This is a genomic window from Enterococcus casseliflavus, assembly GCF_029215545.1.
GTDB classification, from domain to species: domain Bacteria; phylum Bacillota; class Bacilli; order Lactobacillales; family Enterococcaceae; genus Enterococcus_D; species Enterococcus_D casseliflavus.
In genome coordinates this window covers 3,417,287-3,432,590 of sequence record NZ_CP119393.1, presented here as the reverse complement: position 1 = coordinate 3,432,590, position 15,304 = coordinate 3,417,287, and the positions used below count along the sequence as shown (strand labels likewise).

Genomic DNA, 15,304 nt, shown 5'->3' with positions numbered 1-15,304 from the left:
CAAGAAAATCAATCCCAAAGGATTTGTTAACAGGTTAAGTAAAAAATCCCCAAAAATCTTTTCTCATTTTTCAAGAGTATTGCCAGTAGAAAATCGCTTGATAAAAAAGTCGTGGCTTGCTATTCTGTTCTGTAAATTGACAGAAGGAGATGGCGTATGAAGCAAATGGCAATCAAAGAGAATCCGTTTTTGACGCGTCTGGATTATCAGCGGGCAGTGGAAGACATGATCGCTCCTTTGCGAGAAGCGATCTTGGCAGATGACTATCCAGGATTGAATCTAGGTAGCAGTGGGGCCGTGTATGACCGAACACGGGCTGAGATGGAAGCGCTTGTGCGTCCTTTGTGGGGGCTGGCGCCTTATTGGAGGATTTGCTCAGATGATCCGTTACGAGCAGCTTATGTGGAAAAAGTGATCGCGGGGACAGATCCTGAACACGCATTTTACTGGGGAAGCATCACGGATTATGATCAATACATCGTGGAAGCAGCCGCATTGTCATTGACTCTTTTATTGCAAAAGGACGCTTTTTGGACAGCGTTGCCGCAGAAGAACCAGCGAAAGCTAGTGGCTTGGCTATCCCAAGCACTTGAGTGCAAGATTCCTAAGAACAACTGGACATTCTTCAAAGTGTTGATTCGCGTTGCCCTGTTTCACTGTGGGGAACCGTTGGCAAAAGAAGCATTGTCCCAAGAGTTGGCATTGATCGATTCCATGTACATTGGCGATGGTTGGTACGTAGATGGGAAAACGACGCAGCGAGATTACTATATTCCTTTTGCGTTTCATTATTATGGCTTGATTTACGCTACATTTATGCAAGACGAAGACCCAGAATGGGCACAGCGTTTTAAAGAACGAGCCACGCTATTTGCCCAAGACTTCGTCTATTATTTTGATGAAGATGGCGAAGCCTTGCCCTATGGCCGCAGCCTGACTTATCGGTTTGCGCAAGGGGCGTTTTTCTCGGCACTGGTTTTCGCAGACGTCGAAGCGATCCCATGGGGACAGGTGCGAGGACTACTGGCGAAACACTTGCGCAATTGGATGGCGCAGGAGATTTTCACTTTCGATGGTCGCTTGTCCATCGGATACCACTATGAAAATCAAGTGATGGCAGAAGGGTACAATGCACCAGGCTCGCCTTACTGGGGGCTTAAGACCTTTTTGCTTTTAGCGGTCGCAGAAACGCATCCTTTTTGGCGGGCTGAACCTGAGCCAATCAAGAGAGAGCCGCAAAAACGGATTGAAAAAGGCAATATGTTGCTGGTGCACAATGAAAAAAACCATCATTTGTTGGGGTATCCTGCAGGTTTGATGCTTGAACAGCAAGCGCATGCTCAAGCAAAATACAGCAAATTCGTCTATTCGAGCAAATTTGGCTTCAGTGTGCCGAAAGCCGGCGTCACGTATGCCGAAGGCGCCTTCGATAGCACATTAGCTATTGCTCGAGATGGCAGCTATTTTCGCACGAAGGGCGCAGTCATGGATTATCGAGTGACGGAAAAAGGCGTCTTTTTCCAATGGGCTCCCTTTGAGGAGGCAGTTATTGAAACTGAGATTTATCCATTTGGTCAGTGGCATGTGCGCGTGCACGAGTTGACGACGACGATTTCGTTGGACCTTCGTGAGGGCGGATTTAGTGTACCGCTGACTGGACGGTTGCCTCAGTCCCAAACAGGACCGATCTGGAGTCGAGTCAGTGAAGGGGGCTTTTGTTCTCAAATCATCAACATCGAAGGCTATCAACAAGCCAGTATTGTTCAGCCAGAAGCCAATACCTCCGTCTTTTTTCCAAGAACCAGTTTTCCATACTTAGCACAACATATTCCGCCCGGGAAGCACCGTTTGATTTGTTTAGTCGGTGGTATCGTAGAAAAAGAAAGGATCGATCCAAATGATTACGCTAGCAATAAAAAATAAGCAGGACCAGGTGATCGTCGGTCGCATCGACCATGAAAAAGAACCCGCGCCATTTCAAGTTTCTGATGATGATTTGGCCGTATTAGCCATTAAAAACTATCCCTATGAGGAAGGAGATAAGATCGTTATTGAGGTGACGGGGGAAAATCCGTATTATGTCCTTCAGCTTGATGAAACCTTAGCACCATCACTGATCTATCTTTCCCAATCCACTTGGGAGTATCAGATTCCTTGGACGGAGTCCGCTCGAAAGTCCTCGGTGGAAACGGCCTTTACCTCGCAGCGCCATCACCTGATGGTGCGCAAAGCCCATGCGTTTGAGATCACGAATTATCAAAATTTATCCTTCAATGCCCATGATCAAAAGTCAGCGACAGGGGCGTATCCTCATGCTTCAGCGAATGTGGAAACGCGAGATGATTCCGTCTTTTTTGCCAAGAATGCGATTGATGGAAAATATGGCAACCGATCCCACGGGTCGTATCCGTTTGCTTCTTGGGGCATCAATCAGCAAGCCGATGCTGCATTGACCATTGAGTTTGGTCGTCCCGTCTTGATTGATCGGGTTCGCTTCCTATTGCGGGCAGATTATCCCCATGATAGCTATTGGACCAAAGGGACCTTGGTCTTTGCTGATGGAGAAGAGCTGGTGGTGGAAACGACAAATACGGCGTCTTTTCAAGAAGTTCGTTTTCCAAAAAAAGAAACGACTAAGCTGACCTATAAAGAGCTGCAAAAAGCAGAGGATGATTCCCCCTTCCCAGCTCTTACACAAATCGAAGTATTTGGTTGGAACTGTTAAAAAAAGAGGACGAGAGTATGACAGGTCTGCATTTGTGTGCAGTTGTCATGCTCTTTTTTTTAGGAATCAAGGAAGGAAGGTCGCTTTTTTTGTGCGTTTACGTTATAATGATTTCAGTTAATATGTTAACAAGTTAAGGGGAGGGTAAATATGCGTCTGCAAGAGAACAAACAACGCTTGATCCTGTTAGGAGAAAAAGTGACCGATGTGTGGTTAGCGGATAAAATCACCGCGTGCATCCAACAGATCGAAAAAAATAGTCAGCGCTTTGGCACACAATTTCCTTCAGCCTGTGCCACCAATGGCAAATATCGGCTGAAAGGCAACGATGATTGGACCAATGGCTTTTGGACCGGGATGTTGTGGCTCGCCTATGAGTGGACCAAGGAAAAGAACTTTCTTGATCGAGCTATGGCAAATATCGACAGTTTTCAAACGCGTTTAGACGACCATTTTGTATTAGATCATCATGATATTGGTTTTTTGTATAGCTTATCTGCCGGTGCGGGCTACAAGATCACCGGCGATGAACACTGCAAGCAAGAAGTCATTCAAGCAGCAGATGTTTTGTTGGCACGGTTTCAAGAAAAGGGGGAATTTATTCAAGCTTGGGGCGCTTATGGCGACCCACAGGAATACCGCTTGATTATTGATTCGCTACTGAACTTGCCGCTTTTATTTGCAGCAACTCAATTGTCGGGAGCGCCTCGCTACGCAGAGGCTGCGAGTAAGCATTATCAGACAGTCCGAAAGACCGTCATCAAGAATGACGCCACCACCTTTCATACGTATTATTTCGATCCTGAGACGGGGCAGCCAAGTCACGGTGCGACGCATCAAGGAAACAGCGACCAATCGATTTGGGCACGAGGGCAGAGCTGGGCGATTTTAGGGCTTCCTTTGAATGAAAGCTACCTGCATAGTCAGCCTTTTCCAGAAAATTATCCGCAGATCGTGGAGGTGTTTTTGGCTCATTTGCCAGCAGATTTGGTGCCGTATTGGGACTTTGATTTTAACGACCAACATCCTGTTGAAAAAGACAGCTCTGCTTTAGCGATTGCGGCTTGTGGCTTGTTGGAAGCAGAGAAAATGGGGGCATATCCCGATGCCCAAAAAATCGCTAAAGGAATGCTTTACCAATTAGGCGAGCAGTATGCAGCGAGCCAAGTGCCAGAAAATGAAGGATTATTGCTGCATGGTGTGTATGCTCATGCGGAAGGCAAAGGCATCGATGAGCCCAATCTTTGGGGTGATTATTTCTATTTAGAAGGATTGATCCGATTGGCATTGCCTGATTGGCAAAGATACTGGTAAAGGGGAAGACGACATGCGAACGTTTGAGATAAAAGAAGATTTTTTGTTAGATGGAAAACCAATCAAATTGATCAGCGGAGCGATCCATTATTTCCGCATGACACCGGCGCAATGGACAGATAGCCTCTACAATCTAAAAGCACTGGGAGCCAACACAGTTGAGACCTACATTCCTTGGAATCTCCACGAACCTCGTGAAGGAGTCTACGACTTTGAAGGAATGAAAGACATCTGTGCTTTTGTAAAGCAAGCCCAAACGCTTGGCTTGATGGTCATTTTACGACCTTCCGTCTACATCTGTGCTGAATGGGAATTTGGCGGGTTGCCAGCTTGGCTGTTAAATGAACCGATGCGGTTGCGCTCAACCGACCCACGCTTCATGGCAAAGGTGCGCAACTATTTCCAGGTCTTGTTGCCAAAGCTTGTGCCGTTGCAGATCACCCATGGGGGACCAGTGATCATGATGCAGGTGGAAAATGAGTACGGCTCTTATGGAATGGAAAAAGCGTATTTGCGCCAGACCAAGGAGTTGATGGAAGAATACGGCATCGATGTATCCTTGTTTACCTCAGATGGGGCATGGGAAGAAGTCTTGGACGCTGGAACATTGATTGAAGACGACGTCTTTGTCACAGGCAATTTCGGCAGTCGTTCCAAGGAAAATGCGGCTGTGATGAAAGAGTTTATGGCAAAACATGGCAAAAATTGGCCCATCATGTGCATGGAATACTGGGATGGCTGGTTCAACCGCTGGGGCGAGCCAATCATCAAGCGAGACGGTCAAGACTTAGCCAATGAAGTCAAAGAGATGTTAGCAGTCGGTTCCTTGAATCTTTACATGTTCCATGGAGGCACGAACTTTGGCTTTTCCAATGGTTGTTCCGCTCGGGGGGCGCTAGATCTACCACAAGTGTCCAGCTATGATTACGATGCTTTACTGACAGAAGCAGGAGAACCTACCGACAAATACTATCAGGTACAAAAAGCCATAAAAGAAGCCTGTCCCGAAGTGTGGCAAGCCAACCCACGGACCAAGCAATTAGCGGCATTAGGAACCTTTCCCATCGAAAACAGTGTCTCGTTACTGGCCATCAAAGATCAGCTGATGGCACCGCAAGAAAACATGTATCCACTAACAATGGAAGCTGCCAGCACAGGCTACGGCTATTTGCTCTATTCGGTTCAGTTAAAAAACTATCATCGAGAAAACAAATTAAAAGTGGTAGAAGCTAGCGATCGGTTGCATATTTTTACCGACGGCCAATTACAGGCGATCCAATACCAAGAAACGCTAGGCGAGGAGTTGATGATCCAAGGGGCACCAGATAAAGAAACCATCGAGCTAGATGTCTTAATAGAAAACTTAGGGCGCGTGAACTACGGGTTTAAATTGAATGGGCCTACACAAGCCAAAGGCATCCGTGGAGGTATCATGCAAGACATTCATTTTCATCAAGGCTATCGTCATTACCCATTGACGCTTTCCGCAGAGCAGCTGCAAGCCATCGATTATCAAGCAGGAAAAAATCCGACACACCCCTCCTTTTATCAAACGACCTTCACGCTGACAGAGGTAGGAGATACGTTCATCGATTGCCGTGGGTATGGCAAAGGCGTCGTTATCGTCAACGGCATCAATCTTGGTCGCTATTGGCAACGTGGCCCCGTGCATTCCTTATACTGTCCGAAAGAATTTTTGAAAAAAGGCAGCAACGAAGTCGTGGTATTTGAAACCGATGGCGTGGAGATCAAGGAGCTCGTTTTCTGTGATCAACCTGTCGTGGAATAAAAAAATAGAAGTAGAGACCCAAATTTATGCGGGCTCTACTTCTATTTTTGTTTTGAAATATTTCCAATGCTTGTAGCTGACGATGTATTCAGCGACACTTCCATCTGCTAAATAGGAGTGCTTGACTTGTTTGACCGCAGGCTCTCGGAAGCTCAGTTGCAATAAGTTCAACAATTCAGCATCATCAGGAAAGACGATTTCATTGGTTTCAACAGAAGCCAATGAGAAAAGGTCGATCGCAAAGTCTTTCCGGACCCGCTCATAAACACTGGCATACCGGTTGAGGTTTTTGGCGATCGGTTCTTTCATCAGTTTCTTCGGCAGATGAGTGATGTGAACCAAGAAAGGAACATCGCCAAAATAGCGGACTCGTTTGATTCGGTAGTAGGAAGCACTGGCAGCCAACCCTAATTCTTTCAAAATCTCGGGGTCATTTCCTTCTTCCACCGCAAGGACCTTGACCTTTTCTTGGTCCAGTGAATGCAGCTCGATGTCGGAAAACTTCACACTTTGAGATACTTTTGCTTTTGAAACAAAGGTCCCTTTGCCTTGGATGCGATACAGATAGCCAGCACTCGTCAATTCATTCAATGCTTTGACTGCCGTGATCGAACTAACAGAATACATTCGCTTGATATCCGCCTCTGAATAAAACTTATCGCCGGGAATGAATTTATGGTCTTTGATTTCTTGTAAAAGATCTTGCTTGATCTGCTCATACTTTGGCAACACAGTGGTTTCCCTCCATTCCATATGAATACATCAAGCATAACATGTTAAATCCTTTCCTGCCACTTAATTATTGTAGAAAATATGTTATTTTCCAGTCTGTACAGGCCTAAAAAATAAAATTCAATATGTTAAGATATTAGGTTTACGGATGGCTTGCCATGTGGTATAGTATGCTTACAAGGAACATAACATGTTAAGTAGGGCGACCTACGGAGTAGGAGGGAAATTAGTGGAAAACATTGTATTGATCAGTCATGGCGGCATGGCAGAAGGGGTCAAAAGCAGTCTGGAGATGATCGTAGGCCAACAAGCAAACGTTCACACCGTTTCATTACGACCAGATAGTGACAATCTGCAGTTTGAAAAAGAATTGAACGAGAAAATGAAAGCCCTTAACGGTTCAACATTGATTATTGCGGATCTATTAGGAGGAACCCCGTGCAACGTTGCAGTCAAGAATTATTTAGAGGATGACGAAGTGGCGATTTTCGCTGGAATGACATTGTCCGTAGTGATCGAGGCAGTCGTCAATCAACGAGCGACGATCAACGAGCTGCTTTGCTTAGCCAAAGAAAACATCGTTGATGTCAAAGCAGGGATGAACCAGGCAGAACAAGAAATTTTAGAAGAAAAGCAAGAGGAATTAGGGGATTACAGTGCGTATGCTGGGCAAGAAAATATCGTCAATAGTCGGATCGATGAGCGCTTGATCCATGGACAAGTTGCGGGTATCTGGTCCACGAGTTTAAACACGCACCGGATCATCGTGGCCAATGATGAAGCCGCCGCAGACCCATTACAAAAATCTTCTTTACGAATGGCAGCGCCAACTTCGATGCGACTTTCCGTCCTTCCAGTGGCAACGGCAGCCAAAAATATTCGTGCCGGTCGTTATGGAAAACAACGGTTGTTTTTGCTTTTCAAAAATCCCCAAGATGTTTTGCGTTATATTGAAGCAGATGGACCGATCAAAGCGATCAACGTCGGCAACATGAGCTACAAAGATGGTGCACGGGAAGTAACCAAAAGTATTCAAGTGATGCCAGAAGAAGAACCAATCTTTGAAGCGATCGCCGCAAAAGGCATCACCGTCACGGCACAGCTTGTTCCCAATGAACCATCGATCGACTTTATGAAGAAATTACGAGGATAAACCAGGCAGGGATTGAATCGAGGAGAATATGTAGCGGAAGATTTGTCAAAAAACGAGTGTTTTTCACGATTTATCTGAGGCGACATAACGATCGATAACTAGCCAGTTAAGACTCGTTCATACAATTAGGAGGAAAATTCATGCATTTAGCAGCGTATCAAATCATTCTTATTACTGTTTATGCTTTTATTGCTATTAATGATTCACTTATTTCCAATACGTTGACCCAACCAGCGATCGCCGGAATGATTTCTGGAATGATCATGGGGGACTTAAAGACCGGTTTGATGGTCGGTGGGACCTTACAGTTGATGCGTTTGGGGATCGCCGCATTTGGTGGTGCATCCGTCCCGGATTATTTTACCGGCGCAGTACTGGGAACCGCGTTTGCCGTGATCTCAGGAAACGGCGCGGAATATGGCATCGGCTTAGCAGTTCCAGTGTCCTTGCTGATGCTGCAACTGGATGTCGTGGCTCGTTTTTGTAACGTATTTCTACTACACCGGATCGATAGAGCCATCGACAACATGCAAGTCAAACGAATCCCACGGTTAGTTTTATCGGGTTCTTTCTTATGGGGATTGTCACGGGCGATTCCGATTTTATTGATGCTTTTAGCTGGAGATGCAGTCGTTACGACGATTACCGATAACACGCCAGAATGGCTGATGACCGGACTAAAAACCGCTGGTGGCGTCTTGCCAGTCGTCGGGGTAGCGATCTTATTGCGCTACTTGCCAACAAAGCACTACATTCCTTATTTGTTATTAGGCTTCTTTTTAGCTGCGTATCTGCAAGTACCAATGCTCGGCGTTTCCATCATTGGGCTCGTAGCAGCAATGTTAGTCTTTAAACGTGATAGCGAAAAAGGCACCGTTGCAACGGCAGCTGCCGGAGATTTTGAAGGAGGATATGATGGCGATGAGTGATCAAAAACTGACAAAAAAAGAGTTGAATACCATTAGCTGGCGTTATATTTTGGCAAGCCAATTAAACTGGAACTATGAGCGAATGATGAGTTCGGGCTACCTTTACGGCATCCTGCCCGTCTTGAAAAAATTCTATGGCCATGATGAAACCCAGCTGCAAGATATGCTGCGGACCCACAATCAATTTTTCAATACCAATGCGATCTTTGGGAACTTGATCATGGGGATCGATGTCGCGATTGAAGAACAAGACGGACACAAAGCCAAAGAAACGATCATCGCCTTGAAAACGGCCTTGATGGGTTCCTTAGCCGGTGTTGGTGACTCCTTGTTCCACGTGATTTGGGGAACGATCTTTGGCTCTGTTGCTGGCACATTGGCGCAAAACGGTTCCGTCGTTGGCTGTGTCATCTGGATCATCGCCAACATCGCGTTACTTTTCGGTCGGGCAGCGTTGCTACCTCTAGGTTACAAACAAGGGGTCAAATTAGTGACAACCTTGAAAGACAAATTATCGGCCTTCACCAATGCCGCAACCGTTTTAGGGGTTACAGTGATTGGTGCCTTGATTCCCTCTGTGGTCAAAGCAACTGTTCCTTTTGTCTATAAAAAAGATGGCGTCGAATTGGTGATCCAAGACACGTTGGATGCCATCTTGCCATCCCTTGTACCTATCTTGCTCGTCTTGCTGACCTACTGGATGTTAGGCCAAAAGAAACTAAATTCCACTCGAGTAATTTGGATCATCTTGATCTTATCGATCGTTTTGAGTGCGTTTGGTATTTTGGGTTAAGAAAGAATCATGGTGTAAAAGGAAATGGGCAGCTGCTGTGATTGTTTTGTAAATCGTATAAGCAGTTAGGGTAGTCAACCTGTTTTCTTTTTAAGAATAGTTGAAATCAATGGAAAAGAGTGCGGAAATGAATTTCTTCACTCTTTTCCCATTTCACAAAATGATAGCGCTATCTTTAACGTGTGGAAATAGGAGGAGTAAAGGATGGAAAAAATGAAAAAATATCTGCTGATCATGGGGTGTTTCTTGTTACTGTATTCGGTAGTTGGCGCCACTCGTCTTTCTGGAAATGCCGCAGAGCAAATACCCGAATTGTCGGAAGCGGAATCGATTTATCACTCGGATTTTTCTAAACAGAAAGGGTCTTGGCAAGATTTAGTCGGGAAAGCCGAAGTAGCACAAAATTCTACTGGTTTAATGATCAGTAATACGAAACAAGGCACCAATCTGGAATCAGTAACGCTCAATAAAGATGCTCCCAAGCGGTCTTCAGGGGATTTTGAAACTACTTTTTTATATGAAGACCAAGCGAACATTGGAGTGGTCTTTCGCGCAGATGAACAAAAGACAGATCAATGGCAATCGTTTGCTTATAATCGTGATGGGCAGTGGCAACTTGGTCAACCCGGTGGAAAATGGCTGACAGCTATTACTGGACCTACTTTGATTGCGGGACAAAAATATAAACTCTTGCTTCAGTATGAAGGATCGAGTTTTCGTGCCTTTTTAAATGATCAGCTATTTTATGAGAATCACGAAGTAAACTATCCCAATGGTACGGAAATTGATGGGAACTGGTCCGGCTATGTGGGTATCCGTTTGTTTGGTAATTTATCTAAGCTGAAGGTATTATCGATGCGTAGCGGTCCTATCGGCAGCTTGCCCGTGGAAGATCACACAGCAGAATTTATGCAACTGCAAGAAAAATGGCAAAATCAACTGGTTTCCGATCACTATGATCCAAATAATCCGACTATGGCTGATTACGTGCAGATGGTCACCTCAGAAGCTGAGGCGTTGTATCAAACCATAAATAAAGCATCTGATCGAACGAGCCTATGGCCCCTCGAACAAGGGAATACTGCTTCAGCGGATGTAACGACTCAATTTACAAAATTACAGAAAATGGCTTTAGCCTATGGCACGAAAGGTAGTTCTTTGTATCAAGATGATGCAGTGGCGGCGACGATTATTGATGGGATAGATTTCATGGTCACTCGAAAAGGGTACGATGGGAAAAAGTACCATGGAAACTGGTGGGATTGGCAAATCGGTGTCCCGCAAAAACTGATCAGTACTTTAATGATTTTAGGCGCTGAGTTACCGTCCGAGAAATTACAGCAATACACTGCCATTATCAGCAGTTATGTACCAGATCCCTTCAAGCAATTGTATACGAAGACACAAGGCAGTTTTACTGAGCTTGCTTTTATTCCAAATTTTGTGACTTCTGGTGCTAATCGTACAGATCTCGCGCTTACTGTATTAGGCTTGGGCATTTTGCAAAGGGACGCTGGGAAAATCACACAAGCTTCAGCAAGTATCGAAGAAGTATTTCAGTTAGTCACAAAAGGCGATGGTTTTTATAAAGATGGCTCCTTTATTCAGCATAATACGATCCCTTATACTGGTTCTTATGGAAATGTACTGATCAAGGGTGTGGGACAAATTCTAGCTATCACGCAAGGATCAAGTTTTGAGATGGATGCTGATCTCGTACAAACGTTTGTTAAAAATGTTGATCAAGCATTCTTGCCGTTGATCTATCAAGGAGAAATGCTGCCGTTGGTCAATGGTCGTTCGATCTCAAGAGCTCCAGCCAAAACCAAAGTCGGTTATGGCTCATCAACAGTTTATAATTTGTTGATCGTATCTCAATTCGCACCAACTCAATACCAGCAAAAATTCCGTGAAGCTGCCAAATATTGGCTCAAAGAAAATCCGGATTATTATTTGACGAATGCAAGAGACTTCAATGATTTACAAATGACGATGAATCTCTTGGCAGACCCATCGATTACAGGGGATGCATTACCTTTTACGGGAACAAAACTATACGCTTCAATGGACCGCTTTGTTCAACGAACAACTGATTATATGGTGGGGTTAGGGCTATATTCCAGTCGTATTTCTTCCTTTGAAGCCGGCAACAAGGAAAACAAGCGTGGGTGGCATACAGCAGACGGGATGCTCTACCTCTATAATGATGATCAAGTTCAATTCAATTCCAGCTATTGGCCGACTGTCGATCCATATCGTTTGCCAGGAACAACCGTGGATACCGTACAATTAGCGGATGAAAATTCAGCTTTTACAACGGTAACGTCTCCAGAAAAGTGGGTAGGCGGTGTTGCTTATGATGGTGCAGCTGCGGTGGGAATGGCATTAAACAAAACGGGTACAAAAAATAACGGGAACGTTTTACCTATGAACGTTAAAGCAAAAAAATCGTGGTTTATCATTGATGGGCAGATTGTCTCTTTAGGCGCGGGAATCACTGGCGATACGACAGCTTCTATTGAGACGGTCGTGGATAATCGCTTACTAAATGATGCGTATACTTATCAAATCCTTTCTGATAAAGGAATCATTGATCAGTCAAATGAAACAAGCAGCAAGCAGTGGTTGTTGTTAGACTCCGATCATTCCCAGGCCAATATCGGTTACTATTTTCCAGAAGAAACGACAGTAAACGTGGTAAGTGAAACACGAACAGGCAGCTATACAGAAATCAATGAGGCATTTCCAAGTAATGCGGTTTATACTGGAGAGTATAGGAAATTCTTGATCAATCATGGCAAAAATCCCGTGGAGGATCATTATGCGTATGTCATGTTGTCAGGTATCAATGAAACAGAACTGACTGCCTATGCCCAAGAAAAACCGCTGGAGATTTTAGCCAATACCTCGGAAGTTCAAGCCGTAAAACTTGATCAAACTGACTATTTAGGTATCAATTTTTGGCAGAATGATGGAGGTAGTGTCGCCGATATTACTACTAACAAACCTCTTTCGTTGATTAAAACAAGTAATGAAGGCAAAACCATCTATGCCTTTTCTGATCCAACTCGAACAACGACGACCATGACCTTAAAATTGCCAAAAGACTACCAAAAAATCGTCTCTCAAAGTGATGGAATCAGTTATGATGCTTCGACGGATCTATTTACGGTGAACTTTGCGGAGCAAGACGGTGGAAATAAAGTGATTGTGGTGGAGTAGCTTAAACGTATCTTTCCTTTATTAAATAGACACAGCTAGAGATCAGTGCCTAGCTGTGTTTTTATGGTTTTATGTTGACATTTTTATCAAGCTAATGTTTACGGATAAAAATTGTCAGTGAGAAAGAGGGTTTTTGTTTGAACATAATCGCGTTAACGAGGCGTTCCCAAGAACTACTTAGACTCAATATAAGTAAGAATTTTAGTTTAGATTACTTTTTTATCTTAGATTTTTCATTTAATTCAATGGCTTTAGATAATCGGGTAGTTAATTTATGGTTGTTGCCGACATTTTGAATACCGATCTTTAAGATTTCTACTTCATCAGAAAATCGTTTTTGTTTTCTATAGAGAATACCTAATCTTTCATACAATGCCGGGGCATCAAAATTTCCCTTCACAGATCGCAACAGCCACTCTTCAGCTTCTTTCAGTTTCCCATCTTTATAGAATGCTATTCCTTTTATTTCTTCTTCAAAACCATCACATAAGGGTTCTTTTGATAATAAAATACGCTCTTTGAGGGATAAGCCATCCGTGGGAACATAGATGACTTGTTGTTCCTTCTCTTTTTTTTGTGGGCTTTTTTGCCTGTTTACTAAACCATTTCTACGCATTTTTGCTAATTCGACTTTTGTTTCTTCATGAGCGCTTTTAAGTAAAAAATAAATATCGGATTGGATCTGAGACATCAACAGCAGGTTAGGGTATTTAACCTCTCTTTCTGGGATAGAAATATTAGCTAACGTTAAGCAAATTGTTTTTTTCGTATCTGATTTGAGCTGTTTGTTTAATTCATAGTATGGTGTTCCGTAGTCTATTTTTAAGTGGTGATTCAGTTTTTCCTTGAACAAGTCAGTGTTCGATTTTATATATCTTAGGTTTTCAAAACCGATAGGCTTTGAAAATCTAATTAAATCTTCTGCATCAAAGCTTCCTATAAATGCACCTTTGACTAAGAATAATAAATCTGGACGAAGCTCGTCTAGATTAAGTTTATATAATATATATGGATCTTTAGCTTTCATTGCTGCATATATTAGCGAATCATTGGAATAGTTTAAAAAAGATTTATTCTTATGGTGTTTCTGAAGAAAAGCAATCATCTCTAACGTTTTTTCGCTATGTCGATTTAAGTATATATTTCTTTCCAAACCATAGTAAAAGACAAACACATAGCCGATGTCGATAGGTTTAGAGATATCAGTTAAGAAGGATAAATATTTCCCTCTTTGCTCAGGGGACATCTCATAATAGGATGGATAATATCCCAAAGGTTCTGTATACCCAGATTTAACTGGCAAGGTGGTCACGATCTCAGAAGGCTCAAAATCGGTACTTGATTGGAGGGATAACGATATTCCGTTCTCATTGTATTTTTTTCTATTCCACACAGTTCTTTCTTTTGAAATAAATAAAAGTTCTTTCACATCAGAAGGGATAGAGCGCATATGTAGGGCGAGAACATCTTTTTTAGGGTCAGGTGAATTGTTTCCTTTAAATAAATTAAACAAACTCATATTTAAGCTCCTTAATTGAATAAATTTGTTGTATTGAGTCCTGTAAAAAAAGAAATTCAAAATGGAAGTGATGAGATTACAAAAAGTAGATCTAGTTATTCCACATCAATTTATTGATTTGAAAATATGTTTGATTAATTTGATCTCCACTCCGAATCGAAATGGAGCGCATAGTTTTCAGCCCCAATATTTACAAGAAAATTTTTTAACTCATTGAATTTCACTTCTGTTTCAAAGTTAGATGCTGTTTTTTTTTCGAGAATTAATTCTATCATATATAAATAAACCATTTGAAAAAAGTCTTGAGACCCATGTAACTTGATTTTTAATTTGTCTATCCATTTTTTTGCTTTGTCACATTCATTTTTTTCAATCAGTAAAGCAATCATACTATTTATCAAATTAAATTTATACGAGTGCAATTTATCTGTTAAAAAATCGTCCGGAATACTTTTCCATATTTCTTTTATAAAAACTGAAAGTGAGTTTGAAGGGATAATGAGTAGTGAATAGTTCAAAATGCTTAAATCATATTTTGTCCAAACATCTATGTGCCACAAATAATCAATAAGAAAATTTCTATCACTATCGCTGATAGAAATACTGTTATCAAATGTGGATTGTACAGTTTTACAAATAATTTCATTGCACTTATGAAATGAGAAATTTTCTTTTTTTGCACTATTATGTTCGTGATCAGCTAGATTTTCTAAACCTAGAGAATTCTTAGTATGCAAAAATTCCGCTGCTTTTTTTGAGAAGACTTCATAATCTGTTTCTATTTTCTCTGTCAAAGAAAGACAAAAAAACTCATCCAGAGAAAGTTGCAGCCTCTTCAACAACAAGCAGAGTGTTTCAAACGAGATCATACTTTCTTCTCGCTCGAATGTAGCCAGAAAAGAATAAGAAAGGTCATCTCCAGCTAACTCTTGCAAAGATATTTTCCTTTGTTTTCTAATTTTTCGAAAAGTTCTTCCAAAATTCATAGGCAACCCACCACGATTCGCTTTCTTTATTTTGCGATTTATCGCAAAAATCATTTCTTGCTTTTTTTTTATATTATTATAGCACCAATAAGAGGAGAGTTCTTATTAATTTATCAGTGATTTTCTCTATTGATAAATGATG

General features: G+C 42.4%; 11 protein-coding genes. 8 read left to right on the top strand and 3 right to left on the bottom strand.

Annotated elements, in window-relative coordinates; genetic code table 11:
* Positions 1-156 precede the first annotated feature (156 nt).
* From P0G38_RS16140 to P0G38_RS16125, 4 genes are all read left to right on the top strand, one after another.
* The gene (locus P0G38_RS16140) at positions 157-1,923 is read left to right on the top strand and encodes a DUF2264 domain-containing protein (RefSeq protein ID WP_275853185.1); all 1,767 of its coding nucleotides are present in this window, start codon (positions 157-159) and stop codon (positions 1,921-1,923) included.
* On the top strand, positions 1,898-2,725 hold the full coding sequence (locus tag P0G38_RS16135; protein WP_008376442.1) for a DUF7402 domain-containing protein: 828 nt from the start codon (positions 1,898-1,900) through the stop codon (positions 2,723-2,725). Before P0G38_RS16140 ends, P0G38_RS16135 begins: the two co-directional genes overlap by 26 nt.
* 150 nt (positions 2,726-2,875) lie before the next feature.
* Positions 2,876-4,039: a glycoside hydrolase family 88 protein gene (locus P0G38_RS16130; protein ID WP_275853184.1), complete on the top strand. Its 1,164-nt coding sequence runs from the start codon at positions 2,876-2,878 to the stop codon at positions 4,037-4,039.
* A 13-nt stretch (positions 4,040-4,052) separates the two neighbouring features.
* Positions 4,053-5,828, top strand: a complete 1,776-nt coding sequence (locus P0G38_RS16125; protein WP_275853183.1) for a glycoside hydrolase family 35 protein — start codon at positions 4,053-4,055, stop codon at positions 5,826-5,828.
* A gap of 24 nt (positions 5,829-5,852) precedes the next feature.
* Here the strand turns inward: P0G38_RS16125 and P0G38_RS16120 are convergent, their stop codons facing one another.
* On the bottom strand, positions 5,853-6,560 hold the full coding sequence (locus tag P0G38_RS16120; protein WP_060791605.1) for a GntR family transcriptional regulator: 708 nt from the start codon (positions 6,558-6,560) through the stop codon (positions 5,853-5,855).
* A gap of 229 nt (positions 6,561-6,789) precedes the next feature.
* Here P0G38_RS16120 and P0G38_RS16115 point away from each other — a divergent pair, with 229 nt between their 5' ends.
* The 4 genes from P0G38_RS16115 to P0G38_RS16100 all read left to right on the top strand — a co-directional run bounded on the left by P0G38_RS16115 (position 6,790) and on the right by P0G38_RS16100 (position 12,657).
* On the top strand, positions 6,790-7,713 hold the full coding sequence (locus P0G38_RS16115; protein WP_476728974.1) for a PTS sugar transporter subunit IIAB: 924 nt from the start codon (positions 6,790-6,792) through the stop codon (positions 7,711-7,713).
* Positions 7,714-7,853: 140 nt separating this feature from the next.
* Positions 7,854-8,642, top strand: a complete 789-nt coding sequence (locus tag P0G38_RS16110; protein ID WP_005226797.1) for a PTS mannose/fructose/sorbose/N-acetylgalactosamine transporter subunit IIC — start codon at positions 7,854-7,856, stop codon at positions 8,640-8,642.
* Positions 8,626-9,435, top strand: a complete 810-nt coding sequence (locus P0G38_RS16105) for a PTS system mannose/fructose/sorbose family transporter subunit IID (RefSeq protein ID WP_005226799.1) — start codon at positions 8,626-8,628, stop codon at positions 9,433-9,435. The genes P0G38_RS16110 and P0G38_RS16105 overlap by 17 nt, the downstream gene beginning before the upstream one ends.
* A 204-nt stretch (positions 9,436-9,639) precedes the next feature.
* Entirely contained in the window at positions 9,640-12,657 is a 3,018-nt protein-coding gene (locus P0G38_RS16100; RefSeq protein ID WP_275853173.1) for a hyaluronate lyase HylB, read from the top strand.
* Positions 12,658-12,868: 211 nt separating this feature from the next.
* Here the strand turns inward: P0G38_RS16100 and P0G38_RS16095 are convergent, their stop codons facing one another.
* Positions 12,869-14,176: a TerB N-terminal domain-containing protein gene (locus tag P0G38_RS16095; protein ID WP_275853170.1), complete on the bottom strand. Its 1,308-nt coding sequence runs from the start codon at positions 14,174-14,176 to the stop codon at positions 12,869-12,871.
* 134 nt (positions 14,177-14,310) lie between these two features.
* Positions 14,311-15,162 (bottom strand): Rgg/GadR/MutR family transcriptional regulator, encoded by an 852-nt coding sequence (locus P0G38_RS16090; protein ID WP_275853167.1) that lies wholly within the window; start codon positions 15,160-15,162, stop codon positions 14,311-14,313.
* Positions 15,163-15,304: the final 142 nt, after the last annotated feature.

Excerpts from the sequence above, each read along its gene's own strand:
- P0G38_RS16105 (WP_005226799.1), top strand. The coding sequence starts at position 8,626 with ATGATGGCGATGAGTGATCAAAAACTGACAAAAAAAGAGTTGAATACC.
- P0G38_RS16130 (WP_275853184.1), top strand. The coding sequence starts at position 2,876 with ATGCGTCTGCAAGAGAACAAACAACGCTTGATCCTGTTAGGAGAAAAA.
- P0G38_RS16095 (WP_275853170.1), bottom strand. The coding sequence starts at position 14,176 with ATGAGTTTGTTTAATTTATTTAAAGGAAACAATTCACCTGACCCTAAA.
- P0G38_RS16110 (WP_005226797.1), top strand. The coding sequence starts at position 7,854 with ATGCATTTAGCAGCGTATCAAATCATTCTTATTACTGTTTATGCTTTT.
- P0G38_RS16140 (WP_275853185.1), top strand. The coding sequence starts at position 157 with ATGAAGCAAATGGCAATCAAAGAGAATCCGTTTTTGACGCGTCTGGAT.
- P0G38_RS16125 (WP_275853183.1), top strand. The coding sequence starts at position 4,053 with ATGCGAACGTTTGAGATAAAAGAAGATTTTTTGTTAGATGGAAAACCA.
- P0G38_RS16100 (WP_275853173.1), top strand. The coding sequence starts at position 9,640 with ATGGAAAAAATGAAAAAATATCTGCTGATCATGGGGTGTTTCTTGTTA.
- P0G38_RS16135 (WP_008376442.1), top strand. The coding sequence starts at position 1,898 with ATGATTACGCTAGCAATAAAAAATAAGCAGGACCAGGTGATCGTCGGT.
- P0G38_RS16090 (WP_275853167.1), bottom strand. The coding sequence starts at position 15,162 with ATGAATTTTGGAAGAACTTTTCGAAAAATTAGAAAACAAAGGAAAATA.